This window comes from Serratia sp. CY56464 (genome assembly GCF_052168435.1).
Taxonomy (GTDB): domain Bacteria; phylum Pseudomonadota; class Gammaproteobacteria; order Enterobacterales; family Enterobacteriaceae; genus Serratia; species Serratia marcescens.
On the sequence record NZ_JBJNMV010000001.1, the window covers coordinates 1,657,182 to 1,678,897 of the forward strand.

Below are 21,716 nucleotides of genomic sequence, written 5' to 3' on the forward strand. Positions count from 1 at the left end.
AGTTGCGCTGCCCGGCGAAATCCCCTTAAATAAGCCATCGCATTGCGGCTACAGGACTTCCGTCAGCTATGAGCAAGGAGATCAACCAGCGTCTGCTGGAAAAACTGCTGCAGGATCTGGCCAGCGCGGGCGCGATGCCGTTATATCTGCGCTTTAACGCCTCGGTGCGCCAGGCTATCGAGCAAGGATTGCTGAACGCGGGGGATTTCCTGCCCAGCGAGCGCCTGTTTACCGAACAGCTTGGCATCTCGCGCATCACGGTGCGCAAAGCGCTGGCCTGCCTTGAGCAAGACGGCATCATCGGCCGTTCACGCGGCTACGGCACCTTTATCCAGCCGCAACGGCCCGCGCCGAAGCTGCGCTATTCATTAGCGGACATCAAAGGGTTCTCGCGCGAGGCGACGCAACAGGGGCGTCAGCCGGATACGCAATGGATCAGCCGCGAGCGGGTGCCGGCCAGCGCCGAACTGGCGGAAAAACTCCGGCTGGCGGTTGGAGCGCCGATCTACCAACTCAAGCGCATTCACTTTATCGATCGGCGGCCGATGTCGGTGGCGGTGTCCTACGTGGTGGCGGCGGCGATTGCCAACGTCGACGAGATTGGCATCTCGCTGTACGACTACTTCCGGCGCAACAATGTGGAGATGGGCTCGCTGCGCAGCCAGGTCAGCGCGGCGATGGCCGACGACGACATCCGCCAGGCGCTGCAGCTATCCGAACCGATGCCGCTGCTGATCGTGCGCCAGACGTTGTTCGACCACCGCAAGAAGCCGATCGAATACAGCGAAAGCTTCTGCCGCAGCGACATGTACGAGTTTACCAGCGAAAGCTGATCCGTCACGCCTCGCCCTGCCGGCGGCGGCGAAAACGCGCGAACGCCTGGGCATACGCCTCAACGTCCAGCGGATTCACCCGCTGCAACTCCGCCAGCAGGGCAGGATCCATCGCGTCGGCGCCGTGCAGCGAGCCGCAGACAGCGGTGGCCATCGCGCCGATGGTGTCGGTATCGCCGCCCAGATTGGCACACAGCACCGCGCAACGGGTAGGATCGGTTTGCGCCAGCTGCACCATCGCCAGCGCCGCCGGCACCGACTCGATGGTGCTCACCCCGGCGCCAATCAGTTGATATATCCGCTCAGAGGCCTGCTCGGGATCGGCGGCCTCATCCACCACCTGAAACGCCAACTCGATGCGCGCCGCCAGCGAGGGGCTGAACGTCGTCACCTGACGGCGCTGGGCATACTCCGCCACGCCTGGCAGCGCCAGGCGAATCGAGGCCCAGTCCGCGCCCTCCACCGCACGCGAAACCGCCCAAGCGATCGCGACGGCACCGGCGACGGCGATGTCGGATTTGTGCGTCGGACTGGAGGCCAGCCACACCTGCTGACAGAAATCCTCCAGCGGCGCAGACGGCAGCACGCACCCCAAAGGCGAAATGCGCATTGCTGCGCCATTGGTGATGCCGTTGTTTTCCAACTCGGCGATCGGCGTGCCCGCTTTCTGCTCGCTCAACGCCAGTTTGGAACTGGGGCCGAGAATGTTCTTGTTGAAGGCGTCAAAACTGTCCACCCAGCGGATCACATTGCGGGCGATCAGCGCCGGCACCACCTCACCTTCCGCTTCCCGCAGCGCATCGGCCAGCGCCAGTGCCATCGCGGTATCGTCGGTATATTGCCCGGCCTTGAAGTAACAGGCGGCCGAGTTCTCCGCCGGCCCATCGAGAAAACCGTCTATCCAGCCGAAATGGCGCTTAACCCGCTCGCGCGGCCACAGCTCGGAAGGCATGCCGAGCGCGTCGCCCAGCATCTGTCCGTAAAGTGCGCCCGCTATGCGTTCTGCCTGGGTTAACTGCTTCATCCGTCGCTCCTGAGAAAATGTGCCGTTGCCTCAATAATACCTTATTAGTACCTTTAAAGCTTATCAAGCGCCCGGCTCACACTTCCCTTTCGCGGGCAATGCCCGGCGCGTTTAAGTTGCGTTTAATGTTGCCCCGCCGCTGTTTATCCGACGTTTATCAGAGCTTGTCGATAATGTCGGCGAACAAATTGATAACGCTTATTTTAATACATTGCTTCGGCTCTCTTGCGGGCCGGGCGGGTTATACCTACCATAGCCTCAGCACTTTTTGTCAAAATGGTTCAGGTGGCCGCGTTATTCCCTGACACGCCGCAGAGCGTGTTCCCTTTTATCGCGTGGGTGACAGGATGTTCACCCGCATAGTCACAGGAGTTCGCCATGCGAGTACTGGTTGTTGAAGATAATGGTTTGCTGCGTCACCACCTTTCCGTTCAGATGCGCGAGATGGGCCATCAGGTCGACGCGGCCGAAGACGCCAAGGAAGCCGATTATTTCCTGCAGGAACACGCGCCGGATATCGCCATCGTCGATCTCGGCCTGCCGGGTGAAGACGGCCTGAGCCTGATCCGCCGCTGGCGCGCCCATCAGACCAAGCTGCCGATCCTGGTGCTGACCGCCCGCGAAAGCTGGCAGGACAAAGTGGCGGTGCTGGAAGCCGGCGCCGACGACTATGTCACCAAGCCGTTCCACCTGGAAGAGGTGATCGCCCGCATGCAGGCGCTGATGCGCCGCAACAGCGGCCTGGCTTCGCAGGTGATCGTGCTGCCGCCGTTCCAGATCGATCTGTCGCGCCGCGAACTGAGCGTCAACGATCAACAGATCAAGCTGACCGCCTTTGAATACACCATCATCGAAACCCTGATCCGCAACGCCGGCAAGGTGGTGAGCAAGGATTCGTTGATGCTGCAGCTCTACCCGGACGCCGAACTGCGTGAAAGCCACACCATCGACGTGCTGATGGGCCGCTTGCGCAAGAAAGTGCAGGCGGAATACCCGCATGAAGTGATCACCACGGTACGTGGCCAGGGCTATCGTTTTGACGCGAAGTGAACATGATGTTCAACAAGAATAAAAAACCGTTTTCGCTGCGTGCCCGCTTCCTGATGGCGACCGCCGGGGTGATCCTGGCGCTGTCGCTCTCTTACGGTTTGGTGGCGGTCGTCGGCTATATCGTCAGCTTCGACAAAACCGCCTTCCGTCTGCTGCGCGGCGAGAGCAACCTGTTCTTCAGCCTGGCGCAGTGGAAAGACAACAAACTCACCATCGCCATTCCCCCCGATCTCGATCTCAACTTCCCGACGCTGGTCTTTATCTACGACGATAAAGGCAATCTGCTGTGGAGCCAGCGCAAGGTGCCGGAGCTCGAGAAGCTGATCAACAAGGAATGGCTGGAGGAGTCCGGCTTCTACGAAATCGACACCGACACCCGCGTCAGTAGCGAAGTGCTGGGGGACAACCCCAAAGCGCAGGATCAGCTGAAGAATTACGACGATACCGATCAGAACGCGCTGACCCACTCGGTGGCGGTCAACACCTATGCCGCCACGCCTCGCCTGCCGGCGCTGACCATCGTGGTGGTTGACAGCATTCCGCAGGAGCTGCAGCGATCCGACGTGGTGTGGGAGTGGTTCAGCTACGTGCTGTTGGCCAACCTGCTGCTGGTGGTGCCGCTGCTGTGGCTGGCGGCCTACTGGAGCCTGCGGCCGATCAAGGCGCTGGTCAATCAGGTGGGCGAACTGGAGAACGGCGAGCGCGATCAGCTGGATGAGAACCCGCCCAGCGAGCTGCGCGGGCTGGTGCGCAATCTGAACATTCTGGTGCGTAACGAGCGCCAGCGCTACACCAAATATCGCACCACCCTGTCGGATCTGACCCACAGCCTGAAAACGCCGCTGGCGGTGCTGCAAAGCACCCTGCGCTCGCTGCGCAGCGGCAAGCAGACCACCATCGAAGAAGCCGAGCCGATCATGCTGGATCAGATCGGGCGCATCTCGCAGCAGATCGGTTACTACCTGCACCGGGCCAGCATCAACTCCGGTCAAACGGTGTTGACGCGCGAGATCCACTCGGTGCCGGCGCTGCTCGACAGCCTGGTGGTGGCGCTGAACAAGGTTTACCAGCGCAAAGGGGTGGTGATCACGCTGGACATCTCGCCGGAAGTGACCTTTATGGGCGAGAAGAACGACTTTATGGAAGTGATGGGCAACGTGTTGGAAAACGCCTGCAAATACTGCCTGGAGTTCGTTGAGATCACCTCGCTGCACTCAGAGAAAAATCTCATCCTCGTCATCGACGACGACGGCCCGGGCATCCCGGAAAGCAAGCGCCAGCTGATCTTCCAGCGCGGCCAGCGGGTGGACACCCTGCGCCCCGGCCAGGGCCTTGGCCTGTCGGTGGCGGCGGAGATCATCGAGCAATACGACGGCGAAATCGTCATCAGCGACAGCCCGCTCGGCGGCGCGCGCATGCAGGTCACTTTCGCCCGCCAGCACGATACCCACCACAACGAATAAATTATGCCGCTGCGGCCCCGATCCACGGGGCCAAACTTCCGTTATAATCGCACTCAGGCTCACTCCCCTATCCTGGAATAGAACATGGATTATCAATTAGATCTGGACTGGAACGATTTTTTGCAACGTTATTGGCAAAAGCGTCCGGTGATTCTGAAGCGCGGCTTCAAAAACTTTATCGATCCGATCTCCCCGGATGAGCTGGCCGGGTTGGCGATGGAAAACGAAGTGGACAGTCGTCTGGTCAGCCACCAGGACGGCCGTTGGCAGGTTGCGCACGGCCCCTTCGAGAGCTTCGACCACCTGAGCGAAAACAACTGGTCGCTGCTGGTGCAGGCGGTGGATCACTGGCATGAGCCTTCGGCGGCGCTGATGCGCCCGTTCCGCCAACTGCCGGACTGGCGGATGGATGACCTGATGATCTCCTTCTCGGTGCCGGGCGGCGGCGTCGGCCCGCACCTCGATCAGTACGACGTGTTCATCATTCAGGGCACCGGCCGCCGCCGCTGGCGCGTCGGGGAAAAAACGCCGCTGAAACAGCACTGCCCGCACCCGGATCTGCTGCAGGTCGAACCGTTCGACGCCATCATCGACGAAGAGATGGAGCCGGGCGACATTCTCTACATTCCGCCGGGCTTCCCGCATGAAGGCTACGCGCTGGAAAACGCGCTCAACTACTCGGTGGGCTTCCGCGCGCCGAACGGCCGCGAGCTGGTGAGCGGCTTCGCCGACTACGTGCTGGCGCGCGAACTCGGCAGCAAGCGCTACGGCGATCCGGACGTTAAACTGCGCGAACACCCGGCGGAGATCCTGCCGCAGGAAGTGGACGCCTTACGGCAGATGATGCTGGATCTGGTGCAACAGCCGGAGCACTTCCAGCACTGGTTCGGCGAGTTTATCTCCCAATCGCGCCACGAGCTGGATCTGGCGCCGCCGGAGCCGCCGTATCAGGCCGGGGAAATCTACGAACTGCTGCAACAGGGTGAAGCGCTGCAGCGCCTGGGCGGGTTGCGCGTGCTGCGCGTCGGCGATCGCTGCTTCGTCAACGGCGAGTTGATCGACACCGACCAGCTGCAGGCCGCAGACGCCCTGTGCCAGCACTTCAGCGTCGACGCCGCCCTGCTCGGCGACGCGGTGGACGATCCGTCATTCCTGGCGCTGCTGACCGCGCTGGTCAACAGCGGCTATTGGTACTTTAACGACTGATTGCCGTCACGCGCACAAGCCACCCTGCCGGGTGGCTTTTTTATGCCTGCCGCGCCTGCGCGCGAAAGCCGGCCAGCGCTTCATCCGCCATGCCCGCCTGCTCCGCCGCCGCGCAAATCTGCCGCCAGGTATTAGCGTCTATCGGTATGCCCTGCTCCAGCCGCGCCGCGCGGTTGGCCTCCTCCCATTCGCCCGGCACCGCGATCGGCTGTTCACCGCTCGGCGGCGACGCCTTCACCCAGCCGATGAACGCTTCGGCCTCGGCCTGCATTTGCGGGGCGTCGAAGGCCTGAGGATCGAGGATCAGGGTCGTCATGCAGTTGAAGATGGCGTCGCTGTCGGCTTTCAGCGTGGCGTCGTGGGTGGTGCGGCCGCCGGAGAGCGCGCCGCCGAGGATCTCGCACATCGCCGCCAGCGCATAGCCTTTGTGCAAGCCGAACGGCAACAGTGACCCGAAGGGCGCTTCGTGCATCACCTTCGGTTCGGTAGTCGGTTGCCCGTGTTCGTCGATCAGATAGCCCGCCGCCACCGACAAGCCTTTGTTATAGGCCACCCGAGTCTTGCCGAAGGCGATGCCGCTGGTGGCGAAATCCAACAGCAGCGGCGTGCGGCCCGGCCGCGGGAAAATGGCGCAGAACGGGTTGGTGCCGAAGCGGCGATCGCTGCCGCCAAACGGCGCCACCATCGGATCGCCCACCACGTTGACGAAGTGAATCGAGATAAAACCGGCGCGGGCGCACTGCTCCGCCCAATGGCCGATGCGGCCGATATGGTGCGCGTTGTGCAGCGCCACCGCCGCCAGGCCCAGCTTGCCGGCGCGTTCAATGCCCAGCGCCATCGCTTCGCTGGCCACCACCTGACCGAAGCCGCGCGCGCCGTCGAGCGTCAGCACCGCGCCGGCGTCGCGCACCACCTCGGCATGTTGATTAAGCTGCAATTGCCCCTGCGCCAACGATGCCATGTAACTGGGGATCATGCCGACGCCGTGCGAGTCGTGTCCGGCCAGATTGGCCTGCACCAGATGATCGGCCACCAGCTCGGCTTCGCGTGCCGTGCTGCCGGCCTGGCGCCAAATCGCCTGAACGAACTGCGCCAAATGCGGGCTGGCGATACGGTATTCGGTGCTCATCATGCGGTCCTTATGCGTAGGGAATGTACCTCCACACTATGAGCAACGCCTTGTTTCGGCAAGCGATTATGATAATCGCAAGCGTCCCGTTTTACCGCGCCCGCTCGGCGGCCAGCGCCGCGATGCGCATAATCACCGCCACCGCTTGCTCCATGCCCTCCAGCGTCACGAATTCGTGCTTGCCGTGGTAGTTGTAGCCGCCGGTGAACAGGTTCGGGCACGGCAGGCCGCGGAACGACAGCTGCGCGCCGTCGGTGCCGCCGCGGATCGGCTTCATCACCGGTTCGATGTCGCAGTCGCGCATCGCCTGCTGCGCCAGCGCAATCACGTGCGGGTGCTCCGCCACCTGTTCACGCATGTTGTAATAGTTGTCTTCGATGCTCACTTCGATATAGCAATCGCGGGGCAAGCCTTTGCCGACCTCGCGAGCGATGTCCACCATCTTGCGTTTGCGCGCCTCAAACCCCTCACGCTCGAAGTCGCGCAGGATGTAGTGCATTTCGGCGCGCTCTACGCTGCCCTTAATGCTGCTGAGATGATAAAAGCCCTGGTAGCCTTCGGTGGTCTCCGGCGCTTCGTCCGCCGGCAGCGCCTGATGAATGCGGGTGGCCAGCGACAGCGCGTTGACCATCACCCCCTTGGCGCTGCCGGGGTGCACGCTGTTACCGAGGATTTTGATCGTCACCGAGGCGGCGTTGAAGTTCTCGCACTCCAGCTCGCCGACGCCGCCGCCGTCCACCGTGTAGGCCCATTCGGCATTGAAGGCCGCCACGTCGAACAGCTGCGCCCCCTTGCCCACCTCCTCGTCCGGGGTGAAGGCCACGCGGATGTCGCCGTGCGGGATTTTGCGCGCGCGTAGGCGCACCATGGCGGTGAGGATCTCGGCGATGCCCGCCTTGTCGTCGGCGCCCAGCAGCGTCTTGCCGTCGGTGGTGATCAGGGTCTGCCCCAGCATCTGGTGCAAGATCGGGAACATCACCGGCGACAGCACTTCATCGCCGATGCCGAGCGCAATGTCGCCGCCGCGATAGTTCTCGACGATCTGCGGATTGACATGTTTGCCGCTGAAATCCGGCGAAGTATCCAGATGGGCGATGAAACCGACCGCAGGCACCGGCCAGGCGACGTTACCCGGCCAGGTGCCCATCACGCAGCCGTGTTCGCTGAGCGACACCCGCTCGAAGCCGAGCGCGATCATTTCCTGCTGCAACGCACGCGCCAGCTTCAACTGCCCGTCGGTGCTCGGCACATGCTTTACGTTCGCTTTGGACTGGGTGTCGAAAGAGACGTAGTTGAAAAAGCGGTCAAGTAATTTGTCCATGGTAGCGGCCCCTCAGAATATCGCGTTTCATTATGCGGAACCGATCAGGATCAAATATTGCGTCAGGTCATTTTTAACCAGAATTCGCCAATATCATTAATCTTTGTGATGATTTCTGAGGGGAATAATGCTGTCATCACAGGGTCATTTGTCGCTATCATGATGAAAAACGCGGCATCTGGGCCGGATCGGCTTTCAATTCCGGCATTCAGCGTCTATCATGCGCGCTCGAAAAATTTCCATTGGCGTAACTGGTTTGAGCTTCTTTTGAATCGCGGGCATTCCCGCAAGCTCCGGCAGTCTTTTCCAGTTGCGGTTCTATCTGCATTAGCCCACGGGATAGAGTAATACGATAAATGACTGAGACATCCTCTCCGACTCCCCTTGTTGAACTGCATGCCCTGAGCAAAGCGTTCGATGGCAAAACCATCATTGCCGATCTGGATCTGACGATTAACCACGGCGAATTCCTCACCATTCTCGGCCCCTCAGGCTGTGGCAAAACCACGGTGCTGCGCCTGATCGCCGGTCTGGAAGACGCCGATTTGGGCCGCATCGTGCTCGACGGCCAGGACATCACCGCCATTCCGGCCGAACATCGCCACGTCAACACCGTGTTTCAAAGCTACGCCCTGTTTCCGCACATGTCGGTGTTCGACAACGTCGCCTTCGGCCTGCGCATGCAAAAGGTGCCGGCGGCGGAACTGACGCCGCGCGTGGAAGAGGCGCTGCGCATGGTGCAACTGGATGCGTTCGCCAAGCGGCGGCCGGGGCAGCTCTCCGGCGGCCAACAGCAGCGCGTGGCCATCGCCCGCGCGGTGGTCAACAAACCGAAGGTGCTGCTGCTGGACGAATCGCTGTCGGCGCTGGACTACAAGCTGCGCAAGCAGATGCAGAACGAACTGAAAGCGCTGCAGCGCAAACTGGGCATCACCTTCGTGTTCGTCACCCACGATCAGGAAGAAGCGCTGACCATGTCGGATCGCATCGTGGTGATGCGCGAAGGCCGCATCGAGCAGGACGGCACGCCGCGTGAGATCTACGAAGAGCCGAAGAACCTGTTCGTCGCCAGCTTCATCGGCGAGATCAACATCTTCGACGCGGTGGTTTTGCAACGTCTCGATCCGCAGCGGGTGCGCGCCAACGTCGAGGGCCGCGAGTGCGACATCTACGCCGATCTGCCGGTGGAGCCGGGCCAAAAGCTGAAGGTGCTGCTGCGCCCGGAAGATCTGCGGGTGGAAGAAGTGAACGACAGCGCGCAGCACGACGGGCTGATCGGGTACGTGCGCGAGCGCAACTACAAAGGCATGACGCTGGAGTCGGTGGTCGAGCTGGAGAATGGCAAAACGGTGATGGTCAGCGAGTTCTTCAACGAAGACGATCCGGACGTCGATCACTCGCTCAATCAGAAGATGGCGGTGACCTGGGTCGAAAGCTGGGAGGTGGTGCTGGCCGATGAAGAAATCGCGTAAAGTCTTTCAGAATGTGGTGATCGTCGGCGTCGTCGCCTGGCTGCTGCTGTTCGTGTTCATGCCGAACCTGATGATCATCGGCGCCAGCTTCCTGACCCGCGACGACGCCAACCTGATGCAGATGGTGTTCACGCTGGATAACTACCGGCGTTTGTTCGATCCGTTGTACGCCCAGGTGCTGCTGCACTCGCTGAACATGGCGCTGATCGCTACCCTGTGCTGCCTGGCGATCGGCTATCCGTTCGCCTTTATCCTGGCGCGCTTGCCGCAGAAGGTGCGGCCGCTGCTGCTGTTTCTGCTGATCGTGCCCTTCTGGACCAACTCGCTGATCCGCATCTACGGCCTGAAGCTGTTTCTCAGCACCCGCGGCTATCTCAACGACGCGCTGCTGTGGATCGGCGTCATCGACAAGCCGCTGCGCATCATGTACACCTCGGAAGCGGTCGTCCTCGGCCTGGTGTATATCCTGCTGCCGTTTATGGTGATGCCGCTCTACTCCAGCATCGAAAAGCTCGATAAATCCTGCCTGGAGGCGGCGCGCGATCTCGGCGCCAGCAAGCTGCAGACCTTTATCCGCATCATCGTGCCGCTGACCATGCCGGGCATTATCGCCGGCTGCCTGCTGGTGGTGCTGCCGGCGATGGGGCTGTTCTTCGTCGCCGATCTGATGGGCGGCGCCAAAAACCTGCTGATCGGCAACGTGATTAAAAGCCAGTTCCTCAATATCCGCGATTGGCCGTTCGGCGCGGCCACCAGCATCTGCCTGACGCTGGTGATGGGGCTGTTGCTGCTGGTCTATTACCGAGCCGCACGCCTGCTGAACAAGAAGGAGGATCTGGCATGATCGGACGTCTGCTGCGCGGCGGCTTTATGACGCTGGTATACGCCTATCTGTATATCCCGATCGTCATCCTGATCGTCAACTCCTTCAACGCCTCGCGCTTCGGCATCAACTGGCAAGGGTTTACCGCCAAGTGGTACAGCACGCTGCTCAACAACGACAGCCTGTTGCAGGCCGCGGGCCACTCGCTGACCATGGCGGTGCTCTCCGCCACCTTCGCCACGCTGATCGGCTCGCTGACCGCGGTGGCGCTGTACCGCTACCGCTTCCGCGGCAAGCCGTTTGTCGGCGGCATGCTGTTTGTGGTGATGATGTCGCCGGACATCGTGATGGCTATCTCGCTGCTGGTGCTGTTCATGCTGCTGGGCATTTCGCTCGGCTTCTGGTCGCTGCTGTTCTCGCACATCACCTTCTGCCTGCCGTTCGTGGTGGTGACCGTCTACGCGCGCCTGAAAGGCTTCGACGTGAAGATGCTGGAAGCCGCGCGCGATCTCGGCGCAAGCGAGTTCACCATCCTGCGCAAAATCATCCTGCCACTGGCGATGCCGGCGGTGGCGGCCGGTTGGCTGCTGAGCTTCACCCTGTCGATGGACGACGTGGTCGTCTCCTCCTTCGTCACCGGGCCGAGCTACGAGATTTTGCCGCTGAAGATCTACTCGATGGTGAAAGTCGGCGTCTCGCCGGAGGTCAATGCGCTGGCCACCATTTTGCTGCTGCTGTCGCTGGTGCTGGTGATCGCCAGCCAGTGGGTGATGCGCGATCGCGCGCCCAAGGCCGAGTAATTCTTCCCGCCGGGCGCCGCAGCGCCCGGTTGTGATCCCCTTCACAACCGGCACCGGTTGTCACTCTCTGACCATCGGTGCCTATTTCCGCCCCGCCGATTGCAGCGGCGAAAACTTCCCCCTATAACTGAATCCAGGCAAGGTGCCTTATTTTTTCTCGCTTCCAGGGAGTTTATTCAGCAACGTCGTCATCCATTAAAATATAAAAAGGAACTGCCATGAAAGGTATTATCGATAATATCTTAAATAAGCTGCAGCTTTTCTCCAAAGCCATGATGGGGCCGATATTTTTCCTGCCGGTAATCGGTCTGATTCTGGCGCTCAGTTCTATTCTTACCAATGCCACATTAATCAATGAACATTCCGCCATCTTCTCTATCGGTAAAATGATCGGCGATACCTTCTGGCCGTTATTCGGCAATCTCGGGCTGATTTTCTGTATCGGTATTACCTACGGCCTGGCCAAAGACAAGAAAAGCGAAGCGGCGCTGGTCGCGGTGATGTGCTTTATCATGTTCCTCGGCGCCAATTCTTCTTATCTGCAATTCAGCGGCCACGTCGCGGCCAAGATCAACGGTGAGTATTATGGCACCGGGCAGACGGAGTTGCTGGGTTTTACCGTGGTGGATATGGGCATTTTCCTCGGTCTTATCCTCGGCGTCACCATCGCCTGGGTGCATAACCGCCTGTGCAACGTCGAACTCAACGGCGTGTTCTCGGTCTACGGCGGCGCCAAGCTGGTGCTGATTGCCATGACGCCGATCATCATGCTGTACGCCGTCGCCTTCAGCTACCTATGGCCGGCGATTTCACAGGGCCTGATCGCGCTGACCGGCTTTATGAAAAGCGCCGGCTCGCTCGGGGTATTCGTCTACGGCTTCTTTGAGAAATTCCTGATCCCCACCGGGCTGCACCACTTTATCTGGTCGCCGTTCCAGCTCACCAGCATCGGCGGTTCGATCGTGCAGGACGGCCAGACCGTCTCCGGTTCACAGGCGATTTTCCTGGCCTACATGCGCGACCCGAGCATCTCGCCGCTGATGAACGAGGCGCTGCGCTTCTCGCAGCAAGGGATGGTGACCATCTTCGGCCTGTCGGGCGCGGCATTGGCTTTCTATCACACCGCCAAGCCGGAAAAGAAAATGCTGGCCAAGGCGATTCTGATCCCGGCCATCACCACCTCGATCCTGGTCGGCATCACCGAGCCGATAGAGTTCACCTTCCTGTTTATCTCTCCGCTGCTGTGGGTGATCCACGCCGTGTTGACCGCGCTCTCGCAGGTAGCCTGCAACCTGTTGCAGGTTCGCCCCTGGGGCGCCAGCGGGCTGGTCGAGTTCCTGGCCTACAACCTGCCGCTGCCGGTTTCCCTCACCCGCTGGCCGCTGTATGTGGTCATCGGCCTGGTGCAGTTTGCGGTGTATTACCTGGTGTTCAAAACGCTGGTGCTGAAGCTCAATCTGAAGACGCCGGGCCGTGAAGATGATCAGGACGTCAAACTCTATTCCAAACAGGATTACCGGAACCGCAAAAATACCCCGGACGAGCCGAGCGGCATCATTATTCGCGCGCTGGGCGGCAAGGAAAACATTATTTCCGTCGATAACTGCTTTACCCGGCTGCGGGTGGAATTAAAGGATATGGCGCGGGTGGATGAGGCCGCGTTGAAAAGCACCGGCGCCAAAGGCGTGGTGAAGAATCGCCGTGAAGTGCAGGTGATTTACGGCGTCACGGTCGGCAAGGTCAAAAATCAGGTAGAGAAATATTTAGCGGCACTCTAACGCTTTATTAATGGGAGATATCGAATGAAATTAACCGTTCTCGGCGGCGGCGGCGTGCGTTCCCCGTTCCTCGCCAAGTCCATCGCCTATAACGCCCATCGCATCGGCATTACCGAAGTGGTGTTTATGGATACCGATGAGCGCCATCTGGCGATCTACGGCGCCCTCGCGCAGGGCGTATTCCAGCGCATTCGCGGCGACATTGCTTTCAGTCTCAGCAGCGATCCGCGTCAGGCGCTGCAAGGCGCCGATTACATTATCACCACCCTGCGCATCGGCGGCGAGGAAGGCCGCATCCATGACGAGCGCATCGCGCTCAATCACCAGTTGCTCGGGCAAGAAACCACCGGCGCCGGCGGCTTCGCCATGGCGATGCGTTCGATTCCGGCGATCCTCGACTATTGCCGCCTGATCGAGCAGCTTTCCTCGCCGGACGCGGTCCTGTTCAACTTCACCAATCCTTCCGGCATGGTGACCGAGGCGATCATCAAATCCGGCTTCCAGCGCCGGGTCTACGGCATCTGCGACGCCCCCAGCGAGTTTATCCGCGAACTGGCCGAGCTGCTGGACTGCCGCGAAGACCAACTGAGCGTCGACTGTTTCGGCCTCAACCATCTTTCCTGGTTCCGCAATGCGCGCGTCAACGGCGAACCGGTCACGGATCGGTTGCTGGCGGATCCGCGCCTGTATCGCGACACCTGCATGAAGTACTTCTCGCCGGAGCTGGTGGCGCTGTCGGACAATTTGATGCTCAACGAGTATCTCTACTATTACTACTACCGTGAGCAGGCGATCGCCGCCATCGTCGCGGGCGGCGAGACCCGCGGCGAACAAATCGCGGCGATCAACCGCCAAATGCTGTCAGAGTTAGGCGAGCTGGACATCCCCCGTCAGTTGGAACACGCCTTCTCTGTCTATTTCTGCCATTACCTGCAGCGCGAAAACTCCTACATGCAGCGCGAGTCCAACCAGGGCAAGGTGAAAACGCGTGAGATGCTGACGCTGCAACAGTTTATCGAACAGCCGGACAGCGGCGGCTATGCCGGGGTGGCGATCGACATTCTGGAGGCGGTCAACAGCGGCCGGCAAAAACGCGTGGTGGTATCGATGCAAAACCGCGACACGCTCGATTTTCTGCACCCTGAAGACGTGATCGAAATCAGCTGCGAATTGAGCAGCGCCGGCATTCAGCCGGTCAAAATGCGCGATATTCCCGACACCCAGAAAAACCTGATTTCGCAGGTGAAAGAGTACGAACGGCTGGCGGTGGCGGCGATCCTGACCGGCAATCGCCAGCTGGCCATCAAGGCGCTGATGGTACATCCGCTGGTCAACTCCTACTCGCTGGCGAAAACGCTGGTGGAGGAGTACCTGCAGGCTCACCGTCAGTATGCCGGGCACTGGCGCTAAATGGCGCGGCGCGGCCGTCAGCGGCCGCGTCGTTCAAACCAGGCGGTGATCACATTCTCGAATCCCAACAGACAGTGACCGAAAAACGGGTTGGGATAGTAGATATCGTGATCGTATTTTTGCCGGTCCTCAAACAGAAAGGTTATGTCGGCCTGCTGCGCCAGCGGGCTGTCGCCGTCGCCGCAGAAGGCCGCCAGCAGAATGCGGTTACGCTTCACCGCCTCGCCCCAGCTCAGCGCCGAGCCGCTGTTGCCCGACTTTGAAATCACGATCACCATGTCGAAGCGAAAGCGCGTCTCACGGTCAAGAATGTCGAAATCCGGCCACAGCGACAGGTAACTGTCTACGCCCAGCGTCATAAACTTGTTGTACATATACTGCGCCACCAGCTGTGAAAAACCGCTGCCGTGGATCAGGATCTTGCCGCTGTCGAGCAGATCGAGAAACTGCGCCTGCTGGGCCGGCGGTGCCGCCGACGTAGGGCGTTCCGCCTGGTAGGCCGGCGCCATCGTCAGGTTGAACTTGATGAAATAGACCAGTTCGAGATAGCCGCGAAAGCCCAGCTTTTTAGCCAGCCGCACCAGCGTCGAGGGGGAACTGTAGCAGCGTGCGGACACCGCGCGGATGCCGTCGTCGATGCAGGCGTCCGGGTTGTCGAGAATGCAGTGCAAAATCGTCAGATCCGTCTTGCTGAGCTCCGCCTGGCTGAAGACCTGTTTGAAATTCATCGCCGCCCTCGTTTATTCGCCAAAATTATTGTTTCGCACGCGCTTCACCGCCTGTCCAGCGCGAGACACACAAATTGTGATGCGCTTTAAGCCGCCGAACCCCTTGATTTGCCAACGGGATAACCGCCTTTACCCACCCCGCCCCGGCCCCTATAATGGCCCCTTTCTGGGGTATGGCGCGGCCGAAAACGGCAGACCATACGGGTTCGGCTCACTACTGCTGAAGGATACGCTGCATGAAAAAGTGGTCACATCTGCTCGCAGCCGGGATGATGGCGCTGAGTCTCTGCTCTGCAAACGCCTCTGACGGCAAGACACTGTACTTCTATAACTGGACTGAATACGTCCCGCCGGGGCTGCTGGAGCAGTTCACCAAGGAAACCGGCATCAAGGTGATCTATTCCACCTATGAATCCAACGAAAGCATGTACGCCAAGCTGAAGACCTACAAGGACGGCGCGTACGATCTGGTGGTGCCTTCCACCTACTTCATCGCCAAGATGAGCAAGGAAGGCATGCTGCAAAAAATCGACAAGAGCAAGCTCAGCCACTTCAAGGATCTCGATCCCACCCTGCTGAACAAGCCGTTCGATCCCAACAACGACTACTCCATTCCTTACATCTGGGGCGCTACCGCCATCGGCGTCAACAGCGACGCGCAGGATCCGTCCACCGTCACCGCCTGGGCCGATCTGTGGCAACCGCAGTACAAAGGCCGCCTGCTGTTGACCGACGACGCGCGCGAAGTGTTCCAGATGGCGCTGCTCAAGCTGGGTTATTCCGGCAACACCACTGACCCGAAAGAGATCGAAGCCGCCTACCACGAACTGCAGAAATTGATGCCGAACGTGCTGGCCTTCAACTCCGACAACCCGGGCAACCCGTTTATGGAAGGGGAAGTCAACGTTGGCATGGTGTGGAACGGTTCGGCCTTTGTGGCGCGCCAGGCCGGCACGCCGCTGGAGATCGTCTGGCCGAAGGAAGGCGGGATCTTCTGGATGGACAGCCTGGCCATTCCGGCCAACGCGCGCAACGTCGAAGGGGCGCTAAAGCTGATAGACTTCCTGCTGCGGCCGGAAATCGCGGTGCAGGTGGCGGAAACCATCGGTTACCCGACGCCGAACCTGGCGGCGAAGAAGCTGCTGTCGCCGGAGATCGCCAACGACAAGTCACTCTACCCGGATAAGGCGGTGATTGAGCACGGCGAGTGGCAAAACGACGTCGGCGACGCCAGCACGCTGTACGAAAGCTACTTCCAAAAGCTGAAAGCCGGGCGCTAATACGCCCCGCCATCCCATCAGGGCGCGCAGTGCGCCCTGATGCCTTTCTCAGGGCCGGTCGGCCCGCGCCACCTTGCCCACCAGGAACTTGTGCACAAAACGCGGCACCACTTCGCTGGCCAGACCGTAGTGTTTCTCATCGAACTGGCTCTCTACCTGGCTCGGTTCCAGGTTCAGCTCCATGGCGTAAGCGCCGCCCAGCCGCGCCTCATGCACGAAGCCGGCCGCCGGGTAGACATGGCCAGAGGTGCCGATGGCGACGAAGAAATCGGCCTTGCTCAGCGCCTGGTAGATGTCGTCCATGCCCAGCGGCATCTCACCGAACCACACCACGTGCGGCCGCAGCGGCGCCGGGAACTGGCAGCAGTGGCAACGATCGTCAACGCTGAGATCGCCGGGCCATTCGAACACCTGCCCCGACTGGGTGCAACGCACCTTCAGCAGTTCGCCGTGCATGTGCAGCACCCGCTTGCTGCCGGCGCGCTCATGCAGGTTATCAATGTTTTGCGTGACCAGCAGGAAGTTGTCCCCCAGCCACTCTTCCAGATCCGCCAGCGCGCGGTGCGCGGCGTTCGGGACGATCTCCTCCGTCTGCAGCTGACGGCGGCGTTCGTTGTAAAACGCCTGCACCAGCGCCGGATCGCGCTGGAAACCTTCCGGCGTGGCGACGTCCTCCACCCGGTGCTCTTCCCACAGCCCATCCGCGGCGCGGAAGGTGCGAATGCCCGACTCGGCCGAAATGCCGGCCCCGGTCAACACCACCACAAACGGCTTTTTCAGCTCGGCCGCCGCCATGGTGTCACGGTGAAAAATGCGTGAACGAAAGCGCTGATGCAGCACATGCTTACTCTTGCGAAACTGACACAGCCGATGGCGAGTGTGCATTAACTCTCTCCTTACTTTTCCCTGTTTACCCTTCTTACTGGACGTTGCGGCGTTGTTGGCTGCATACATTCACGCCTTGCCTCAACGCCCATTACGTTGGGCGAGCCAAATTGAGGAACGCCGCGCCGCGCACGCCGCCGGCGTCGCCATAGCGCGCCTTCTCGATGCGCGGCAGCCGGGCCACCCGCAGCAGGTGCGCCGGCAGACGCTGCGGCAACGCCTGGTAAATGGCGTCGAAGTTCGACAGCCCGCCGCCGATCACCACCAGGTGCGGATCCAGCACCGTCAGCAGGTTGCCCAGGCAGATCGCCAGCACGTCCATAAAGCGGTCGACGTGAGCCACCGCCTGCGGCTCGCCCGCCTGATAATGCGCAATGATCTCGGTGGCAGGCAAGCGCCGGTCATAGAAATGGGCGTACATCCATTCGAAACCGCGGCCCGATATGTAATTTTCAATGCAACCCTGATGGCCGCACCCGCAGGCAACGCGAGGCACATCACGCCCCAGCACCTCGAGCGCGTCCACCGGCAGGCGCAAATGGCCGAACTCGCCGGCGATATAGTTGCGCCCGGGCACCGTCTTGCCGCCGACGATCAGGCCGCCGCCTACGCCGGTGCCGAGAATGATGCCCAGCACCGTCGGGTAGCGGCGGAACTCGTCGTCCCAGGCTTCCGACAGCGCAAAGCAGTTGGCGTCGTTATCGACGCGCACCTCGCGCCCGATCAGCGCCGCCAGATCGCGCGGCAGCGGCCGCCCCATCGCCGCCGGCACGTTGGCGGTAAACAACGTGCCGTCATCGTCGTTGGGCAGGCCCGGAATACCGATGCCGACGCTGCCGCGCCGGCCGCAAAACGCATCCGCCTCAAGGGTCAGATCGCACAGCGTGGCCAGCAGCTGCCGGTAATCTTCACGCGGCGTCGGCACCCGCTTTTGCCAAATGCGCTGCAGGTTGTCGTCGAACACCCCCAGCTCAATCTTGGTGCCGCCCATATCGAAACCGTAGTACATAACCCATCCCCAGGCTAAAAAAACGGGGCGGCATCGCTGCCTCCCCGTCGGTTTTATTGTCCGCTCAGCACCCGCGCCGGATCGATGCGGCTGGCGCGCCTCGCCGGATACCAACTGGCCAACAGGCTCAGCACGATGGCGGTCGCCAGCACGATCAGCACATCCAGCCAGTGCAGCTCGGAAGGCAGGAAGTCGATGAAGTAAATATCGCCCGACAGGAAGGAGTGACCGACCAGTTTCTCCACGCCCCGGATGATGTTGGTCAGCTGCAGCGAGGCGATCACCCCGATCACCACGCCGCTCAGGCTGCCCAGCAGCCCGGCCAGCAGCCCGTACCAGATGAAGATGGCGCGGATAAAGCCGTCTTTGGCGCCCAGGGTGCGCAGCACCGCGATGTCGGCGCTTTTGTCTTTCACCGCCATCACCAACGTGGAGACGATGTTGAAGCAGGCCACGCCGATCACCAGCACCATCGCCAGGTACATGATGGCGCGGATCATCTGGATGTCGCGGTACATGTAGCCGTACTTGCCGATCCAGCTCTTGATGTAGATGTAAGCTTTGGTCACTTCGCCGGCGTCGCGCACCAGTTTGTTGGCGGCGAACACGTCGTTCATCTTGAGCGCGATGCCCGTGACGCTGTCACCCATGTCGAGATACTGCTGCGCATCGGCCAGCGGCACCAGCGCCAGGCTGTGATCGAGCTGGCCGCTGAGCTGCAAAATGCCGGTCACGTGCAGGCGAATGCGCTTCGGCTGCAGCAGCTTCATTTCCGGGTCGCTGTTGGGGATCATCACCGTGACATAGGCGCCCTGCTTGACGCCCAGCGCGTCGGCCACGCCCTTGCCGAGGATCACCTGCTGCTCGCCGGGCTTGAAGTTGGCCCAGGCGTCGCCCTGCACATACTGCGGCAGCGCGCTCAGTCGGCTCTCCTGCTGCGGATCCACGCCTTTGACTTCCACCGCGCGCAGCTGCGCGCCGTTTTCCATCAGGCCGGTAAAGTTAATGTACGGCGCGGCGGCCAAGATGCCCGGCACCTTTTCCACCCGCTGCAGAATCGACGGCCAGCCGCTGAACGGCTGATTGACCGGTTCGAGTTCGCCGTGCGGCACCACCGCCAGAATGCGGTTCTTGAGCTCGCGCTCAAAGCCGTTCATCGCGCTCAGGCCGACGATCAGCACCGCCACCCCCAGCGCGATGCCGATGGTGGAGATGACCGAGATCAGCGACACCATGCCGCCGCGTTTACGGCCGCGGCTAAAACGCAGGGCCGTCAGGAAGGACAGTGAGGCTCCCGCCATTACTCGGCCCCCATCAGGGTCAGCTGCGCCTGCAGGTGGCCGTCGGCCATTTCCAGCTGGCGGCTCAGGCGCTTGGCCAGCTGCAGATCGTGCGTTACCACCAGGAAAGCGGTGCCCTGGCGCACGTTCAGCTCGCCGAGCAGATCGAAGATGCTGTCCGCGGTGCGCTTGTCGAGGTTGCCGGTCGGTTCGTCCGCCAGTACCAGCGCCGGGTTATTGACCAGCGCGCGCGCGATCGCCACGCGCTGACGCTCGCCGCCGGAAAGCTCGGACGGGCGGTGTTTGCTGCGCTTTTCCAGCCCGACCGCCGCCAGCATCTCCCGCGCTTTCTCCTGCGCCTGCGCCGGCTTGGCGCCGCCGATCAGCAGCGGCATGGCGGCGTTTTCCAACGCGGTGAAGTCCGGCAACAGATGGTGGAACTGATAGATGAAGCCCAGCTGGCGGTTGCGCAGCTCGGCCTTAGCCGCCGAAGACATGGCGTTCAGCGATTCGCCCTTGAAGATCACCTCGCCGGAGGTCGGCGAGTCCAACCCGCCCAGCAGGTGCAACAGGGTGCTCTTGCCGGAACCCGAGCTGCCGACGATCGCCATCATCTCGCCCTGCTGCATGGCAAAGCTGACATTGCGCAGCACGTCGGTGTGCAGATTGCCTTCCTGGTAGGTCTTGCACAGGTTGTCACACTGCAGCAAAAGATGGTTACTCATAACGTAAAGCCTCAGCGGGTTGTACGGCGGCAGCGCGCCATGAAGGATAAAGCGTGGACAACAGGGAAACCGCCATCGCCACCACGGCGATGATCGTCACCTGCAGCGGATCGACCGCCACCGGCAGCGAAGCGCCGTCGATCAAGGCGCCGAGGATCGGCATCAGGTTATTCAGGTTGGTGGCCAGCAGCACGCCGAGCAGCGTGCCGAGCAGCGAACCGATAATGCCGGCGCTGGCGCCTTGCACCATGAACACCGACATAATCTGGCGGCGGGTCAGCCCCTGGGTCTGCAGAATGGCGACCTCGCCCTGCTTCTCCATCACCAGCAGGCCGAGCGACGTAATGATGTTAAACGCCGCCACCGCCACGATCAGGCTGAGCAGCAGCCCCATCATGTTCTTCTCCATACGCACCGCCTGGAACAGCTCGCCCTTGCGATCGCGCCAGTCTTTCCAGACAGTGCCCGCCGGCAGCGCCTGTTGGCTGAGGGTATCGACCGTCAGCGGCTGTTGCAGGAACAGGCGCCAGCCGGTGATGTTGCCGGCCGGGTAGCGCATCAGGCGCGAAGCGTCCTGTTGGTTGACCAGCAGCTGATAGCCGTCCACCTCGCTGTTGGCGTGGAAGGTGCCGATGAGAGTGAACAGGCGCTGGCTGGGAATGCGGCCCATCGGCGTGAACTGGCTGGCGCTCGGCACCATCACGCGCAGCGAATCGCCGCGCTTGACGCCCAGTTGCCCCGCCAGCTGTTCGCCGATGATGATGTTGTATTGGCCCGGCTGCAGTTGCTGCTGCTTGACGTTGACCAGATACGGGGTCAGCGGATCGGCCTCGTCGGGATTGACGCCGAGCATCACCCCGACCGCCACGCTGCGGGCGCTTTGCAGCACCACGTCACCGGTGGTCAGCGGCGCGACGCGCGTGACGCCCTGCAGCTTCTGCACCTCGGAGGCCGGCAGCTGCTGCGGGTTGACCGATCCTTGCGGACTGGTGACCAACGCCTGCGGCATCAGGCCGAGAATGTTGTTTTCCAGATCCTTTTCGAATCCGTTCATCACCGACAGCACGGTGACCAACGCCATCACCCCCAGCGTAATGCCGATGGTGGAAAGCCAGGACACAAACCGCCCGAAGCGGTCTGAGGCTCGCCCGCGCATGTAGCGCAGGCCAATGAATAACGCGACAGGTTGATACATGAAATCCGTTTGATAGCCGTGGCTTAAGCAAAGTGATCATGGATAATAAAGGCTCTCCCTCGTTTAGGGAACACCCGACGGCCTTTTATTGCGTGGCGGCGAAGAGAGAGACGGCGGCAGCTTCGCGCGTTATTTATCCTCAACCGCAAAAAACAGACGGCACTAACCGGTTAAATAACCGGCAGAAAATTGATGAGCAGCGCTTTTTGCTGTGTCAGTTTGCCGGCCGCTGGGCTACTATAAACAGCATAAAGGCGCTGGGTTATCCGTGCCGGGACGCCATCCAACACATTGATTAAAGATAC

21 protein-coding genes are annotated in these 21,716 nt (G+C 61.1%); 12 read left to right on the top strand and 9 right to left on the bottom strand.

The genetic code is table 11. From position 1 onward, the window contains the following. Positions 1–68 precede the first annotated feature (68 nt). Positions 69–833: a GntR family transcriptional regulator gene (locus ACJ8KE_RS08045; RefSeq protein WP_016928073.1), complete on the top strand. Its 765-nt coding sequence runs from the start codon at positions 69–71 to the stop codon at positions 831–833. Between the two features lie 4 nt (positions 834–837). On the opposite strand, the gene ACJ8KE_RS08050 is transcribed toward ACJ8KE_RS08045, so the two are convergent. Further along, positions 838–1,857, bottom strand: a complete 1,020-nt coding sequence (locus ACJ8KE_RS08050; RefSeq protein ID WP_306376748.1) for an ADP-ribosylglycohydrolase family protein — start codon at positions 1,855–1,857, stop codon at positions 838–840. Between the two features lie 378 nt (positions 1,858–2,235). Between ACJ8KE_RS08050 and phoP the strand changes: the two genes are divergently transcribed. From phoP to ACJ8KE_RS08065, 3 genes are all read left to right on the top strand, one after another. Next, positions 2,236–2,907 carry a two-component system response regulator PhoP gene (phoP, locus tag ACJ8KE_RS08055; protein WP_004941169.1) on the top strand — a complete coding sequence of 224 codons (672 nt, stop codon included), beginning with the start codon at positions 2,236–2,238 and terminating at the stop codon, positions 2,905–2,907. A 5-nt stretch (positions 2,908–2,912) separates the two neighbouring features. Then, positions 2,913–4,370, top strand: coding sequence for a two-component system sensor histidine kinase PhoQ (gene phoQ / locus ACJ8KE_RS08060; protein ID WP_028128045.1), 1,458 nt, complete (start codon positions 2,913–2,915; stop codon positions 4,368–4,370). Positions 4,371–4,454: 84 nt separating this feature from the next. After that, positions 4,455–5,576: a ribosomal protein uL16 3-hydroxylase gene (locus ACJ8KE_RS08065; RefSeq protein ID WP_004941161.1), complete on the top strand. Its 1,122-nt coding sequence runs from the start codon at positions 4,455–4,457 to the stop codon at positions 5,574–5,576. 40 nt (positions 5,577–5,616) lie between these two features. Here the strand turns inward: ACJ8KE_RS08065 and ACJ8KE_RS08070 are convergent, their stop codons facing one another. Together ACJ8KE_RS08070 and pepT are read right to left on the bottom strand one after the other, a co-directional pair. Next, the gene (locus tag ACJ8KE_RS08070) at positions 5,617–6,705 is read right to left on the bottom strand and encodes a malate/lactate/ureidoglycolate dehydrogenase (protein WP_028128044.1); all 1,089 of its coding nucleotides are present in this window, start codon (positions 6,703–6,705) and stop codon (positions 5,617–5,619) included. 91 nt (positions 6,706–6,796) lie between these two features. Further along, a complete protein-coding gene (gene pepT, locus ACJ8KE_RS08075; protein ID WP_033640614.1) occupies positions 6,797–8,026 on the bottom strand; it encodes a peptidase T in 1,230 nt (409 codons plus the stop codon). A 57-nt stretch (positions 8,027–8,083) separates the two neighbouring features. On the opposite strand from pepT, the gene ACJ8KE_RS08080 reads away from it, so the two are divergent. The 6 genes from ACJ8KE_RS08080 (at position 8,084) to ACJ8KE_RS08105 (ending at position 14,309) form a co-directional block, all read left to right on the top strand. Next, the gene (locus ACJ8KE_RS08080; RefSeq protein WP_126502237.1) at positions 8,084–8,374 is read left to right on the top strand and encodes a hypothetical protein; all 291 of its coding nucleotides are present in this window, start codon (positions 8,084–8,086) and stop codon (positions 8,372–8,374) included. An 8-nt stretch (positions 8,375–8,382) separates the two neighbouring features. After that, entirely contained in the window at positions 8,383–9,498 is a 1,116-nt protein-coding gene (gene potA / locus ACJ8KE_RS08085) for a spermidine/putrescine ABC transporter ATP-binding protein PotA (RefSeq protein ID WP_016928080.1), read from the top strand. Beyond that, complete coding sequence (gene potB / locus ACJ8KE_RS08090) at positions 9,482–10,342, top strand: spermidine/putrescine ABC transporter permease PotB (protein WP_306376744.1); 861 nt, start codon at positions 9,482–9,484, stop codon at positions 10,340–10,342. The genes potA and potB overlap by 17 nt, the downstream gene beginning before the upstream one ends. Next, a complete protein-coding gene (gene potC, locus ACJ8KE_RS08095; RefSeq protein ID WP_033640617.1) occupies positions 10,339–11,121 on the top strand; it encodes a spermidine/putrescine ABC transporter permease PotC in 783 nt (260 codons plus the stop codon). The genes potB and potC overlap by 4 nt, the downstream gene beginning before the upstream one ends. Before the next feature lie 218 nt (positions 11,122–11,339). Beyond that, positions 11,340–12,899: a PTS transporter subunit EIIC gene (locus ACJ8KE_RS08100; RefSeq protein WP_016928082.1), complete on the top strand. Its 1,560-nt coding sequence runs from the start codon at positions 11,340–11,342 to the stop codon at positions 12,897–12,899. Between the two features lie 24 nt (positions 12,900–12,923). Then, a complete protein-coding gene (locus ACJ8KE_RS08105) occupies positions 12,924–14,309 on the top strand; it encodes a family 4 glycosyl hydrolase (protein ID WP_143778889.1) in 1,386 nt (461 codons plus the stop codon). 17 nt (positions 14,310–14,326) lie between these two features. On the opposite strand, the gene ACJ8KE_RS08110 is transcribed toward ACJ8KE_RS08105, so the two are convergent. After that, complete coding sequence (locus ACJ8KE_RS08110; RefSeq protein ID WP_306376743.1) at positions 14,327–15,037, bottom strand: MurR/RpiR family transcriptional regulator; 711 nt, start codon at positions 15,035–15,037, stop codon at positions 14,327–14,329. A gap of 236 nt (positions 15,038–15,273) precedes the next feature. On the opposite strand from ACJ8KE_RS08110, the gene potD reads away from it, so the two are divergent. Then, positions 15,274–16,317 (top strand): spermidine/putrescine ABC transporter substrate-binding protein PotD, encoded by a 1,044-nt coding sequence (gene potD, locus ACJ8KE_RS08115; protein WP_306376742.1) that lies wholly within the window; start codon positions 15,274–15,276, stop codon positions 16,315–16,317. Between the two features lie 48 nt (positions 16,318–16,365). Here the strand turns inward: potD and cobB are convergent, their stop codons facing one another. The 5 genes from cobB to lolC form a co-directional block, all read right to left on the bottom strand. Then, complete coding sequence (cobB, locus tag ACJ8KE_RS08120; protein WP_016928086.1) at positions 16,366–17,202, bottom strand: Sir2 family NAD+-dependent deacetylase; 837 nt, start codon at positions 17,200–17,202, stop codon at positions 16,366–16,368. Between the two features lie 91 nt (positions 17,203–17,293). Next, complete coding sequence (gene nagK / locus ACJ8KE_RS08125; protein WP_016928087.1) at positions 17,294–18,211, bottom strand: N-acetylglucosamine kinase; 918 nt, start codon at positions 18,209–18,211, stop codon at positions 17,294–17,296. Positions 18,212–18,264: 53 nt separating this feature from the next. After that, positions 18,265–19,512 (bottom strand): lipoprotein-releasing ABC transporter permease subunit LolE, encoded by a 1,248-nt coding sequence (gene lolE, locus ACJ8KE_RS08130; protein WP_442517208.1) that lies wholly within the window; start codon positions 19,510–19,512, stop codon positions 18,265–18,267. Further along, the gene (gene lolD / locus ACJ8KE_RS08135; RefSeq protein WP_004941120.1) at positions 19,512–20,216 is read right to left on the bottom strand and encodes a lipoprotein-releasing ABC transporter ATP-binding protein LolD; all 705 of its coding nucleotides are present in this window, start codon (positions 20,214–20,216) and stop codon (positions 19,512–19,514) included. Before lolD ends, lolE begins: the two co-directional genes overlap by 1 nt. Further along, entirely contained in the window at positions 20,209–21,411 is a 1,203-nt protein-coding gene (gene lolC, locus ACJ8KE_RS08140; protein ID WP_004941116.1) for a lipoprotein-releasing ABC transporter permease subunit LolC, read from the bottom strand. The genes lolD and lolC overlap by 8 nt, the downstream gene beginning before the upstream one ends. Positions 21,412–21,449: 38 nt before the next feature. On the opposite strand from lolC, the gene ACJ8KE_RS08145 reads away from it, so the two are divergent. Beyond that, positions 21,450–21,710 (top strand): hypothetical protein, encoded by a 261-nt coding sequence (locus tag ACJ8KE_RS08145; protein WP_115435891.1) that lies wholly within the window; start codon positions 21,450–21,452, stop codon positions 21,708–21,710. The last annotated feature ends 6 nt before the right edge of the window (positions 21,711–21,716 follow it).

Coding starts and splice junctions, on each gene's coding strand:
- ACJ8KE_RS08045 (WP_016928073.1), top strand. CDS start 69: ATGAGCAAGGAGATCAACCAGCGTCTGCTGGAAAAACTGCTGCAGGAT.
- ACJ8KE_RS08050 (WP_306376748.1), bottom strand. CDS start 1,857: ATGAAGCAGTTAACCCAGGCAGAACGCATAGCGGGCGCACTTTACGGA.
- phoP (WP_004941169.1), top strand. CDS start 2,236: ATGCGAGTACTGGTTGTTGAAGATAATGGTTTGCTGCGTCACCACCTT.
- phoQ (WP_028128045.1), top strand. CDS start 2,913: ATGTTCAACAAGAATAAAAAACCGTTTTCGCTGCGTGCCCGCTTCCTG.
- ACJ8KE_RS08065 (WP_004941161.1), top strand. CDS start 4,455: ATGGATTATCAATTAGATCTGGACTGGAACGATTTTTTGCAACGTTAT.
- ACJ8KE_RS08070 (WP_028128044.1), bottom strand. CDS start 6,705: ATGAGCACCGAATACCGTATCGCCAGCCCGCATTTGGCGCAGTTCGTT.
- pepT (WP_033640614.1), bottom strand. CDS start 8,026: ATGGACAAATTACTTGACCGCTTTTTCAACTACGTCTCTTTCGACACC.
- potA (WP_016928080.1), top strand. CDS start 8,383: ATGACTGAGACATCCTCTCCGACTCCCCTTGTTGAACTGCATGCCCTG.
- potB (WP_306376744.1), top strand. CDS start 9,482: ATGAAGAAATCGCGTAAAGTCTTTCAGAATGTGGTGATCGTCGGCGTC.
- potC (WP_033640617.1), top strand. CDS start 10,339: ATGATCGGACGTCTGCTGCGCGGCGGCTTTATGACGCTGGTATACGCC.
- ACJ8KE_RS08100 (WP_016928082.1), top strand. CDS start 11,340: ATGAAAGGTATTATCGATAATATCTTAAATAAGCTGCAGCTTTTCTCC.
- ACJ8KE_RS08105 (WP_143778889.1), top strand. CDS start 12,924: ATGAAATTAACCGTTCTCGGCGGCGGCGGCGTGCGTTCCCCGTTCCTC.
- ACJ8KE_RS08110 (WP_306376743.1), bottom strand. CDS start 15,037: ATGAATTTCAAACAGGTCTTCAGCCAGGCGGAGCTCAGCAAGACGGAT.
- potD (WP_306376742.1), top strand. CDS start 15,274: ATGAAAAAGTGGTCACATCTGCTCGCAGCCGGGATGATGGCGCTGAGT.
- cobB (WP_016928086.1), bottom strand. CDS start 17,202: ATGCACACTCGCCATCGGCTGTGTCAGTTTCGCAAGAGTAAGCATGTG.
- nagK (WP_016928087.1), bottom strand. CDS start 18,211: ATGTACTACGGTTTCGATATGGGCGGCACCAAGATTGAGCTGGGGGTG.
- lolE (WP_442517208.1), bottom strand. CDS start 19,512: ATGGCGGGAGCCTCACTGTCCTTCCTGACGGCCCTGCGTTTTAGCCGC.
- lolD (WP_004941120.1), bottom strand. CDS start 20,216: ATGAGTAACCATCTTTTGCTGCAGTGTGACAACCTGTGCAAGACCTAC.
- lolC (WP_004941116.1), bottom strand. CDS start 21,411: ATGTATCAACCTGTCGCGTTATTCATTGGCCTGCGCTACATGCGCGGG.
- ACJ8KE_RS08145 (WP_115435891.1), top strand. CDS start 21,450: ATGGATAATAAAGGCTCTCCCTCGTTTAGGGAACACCCGACGGCCTTT.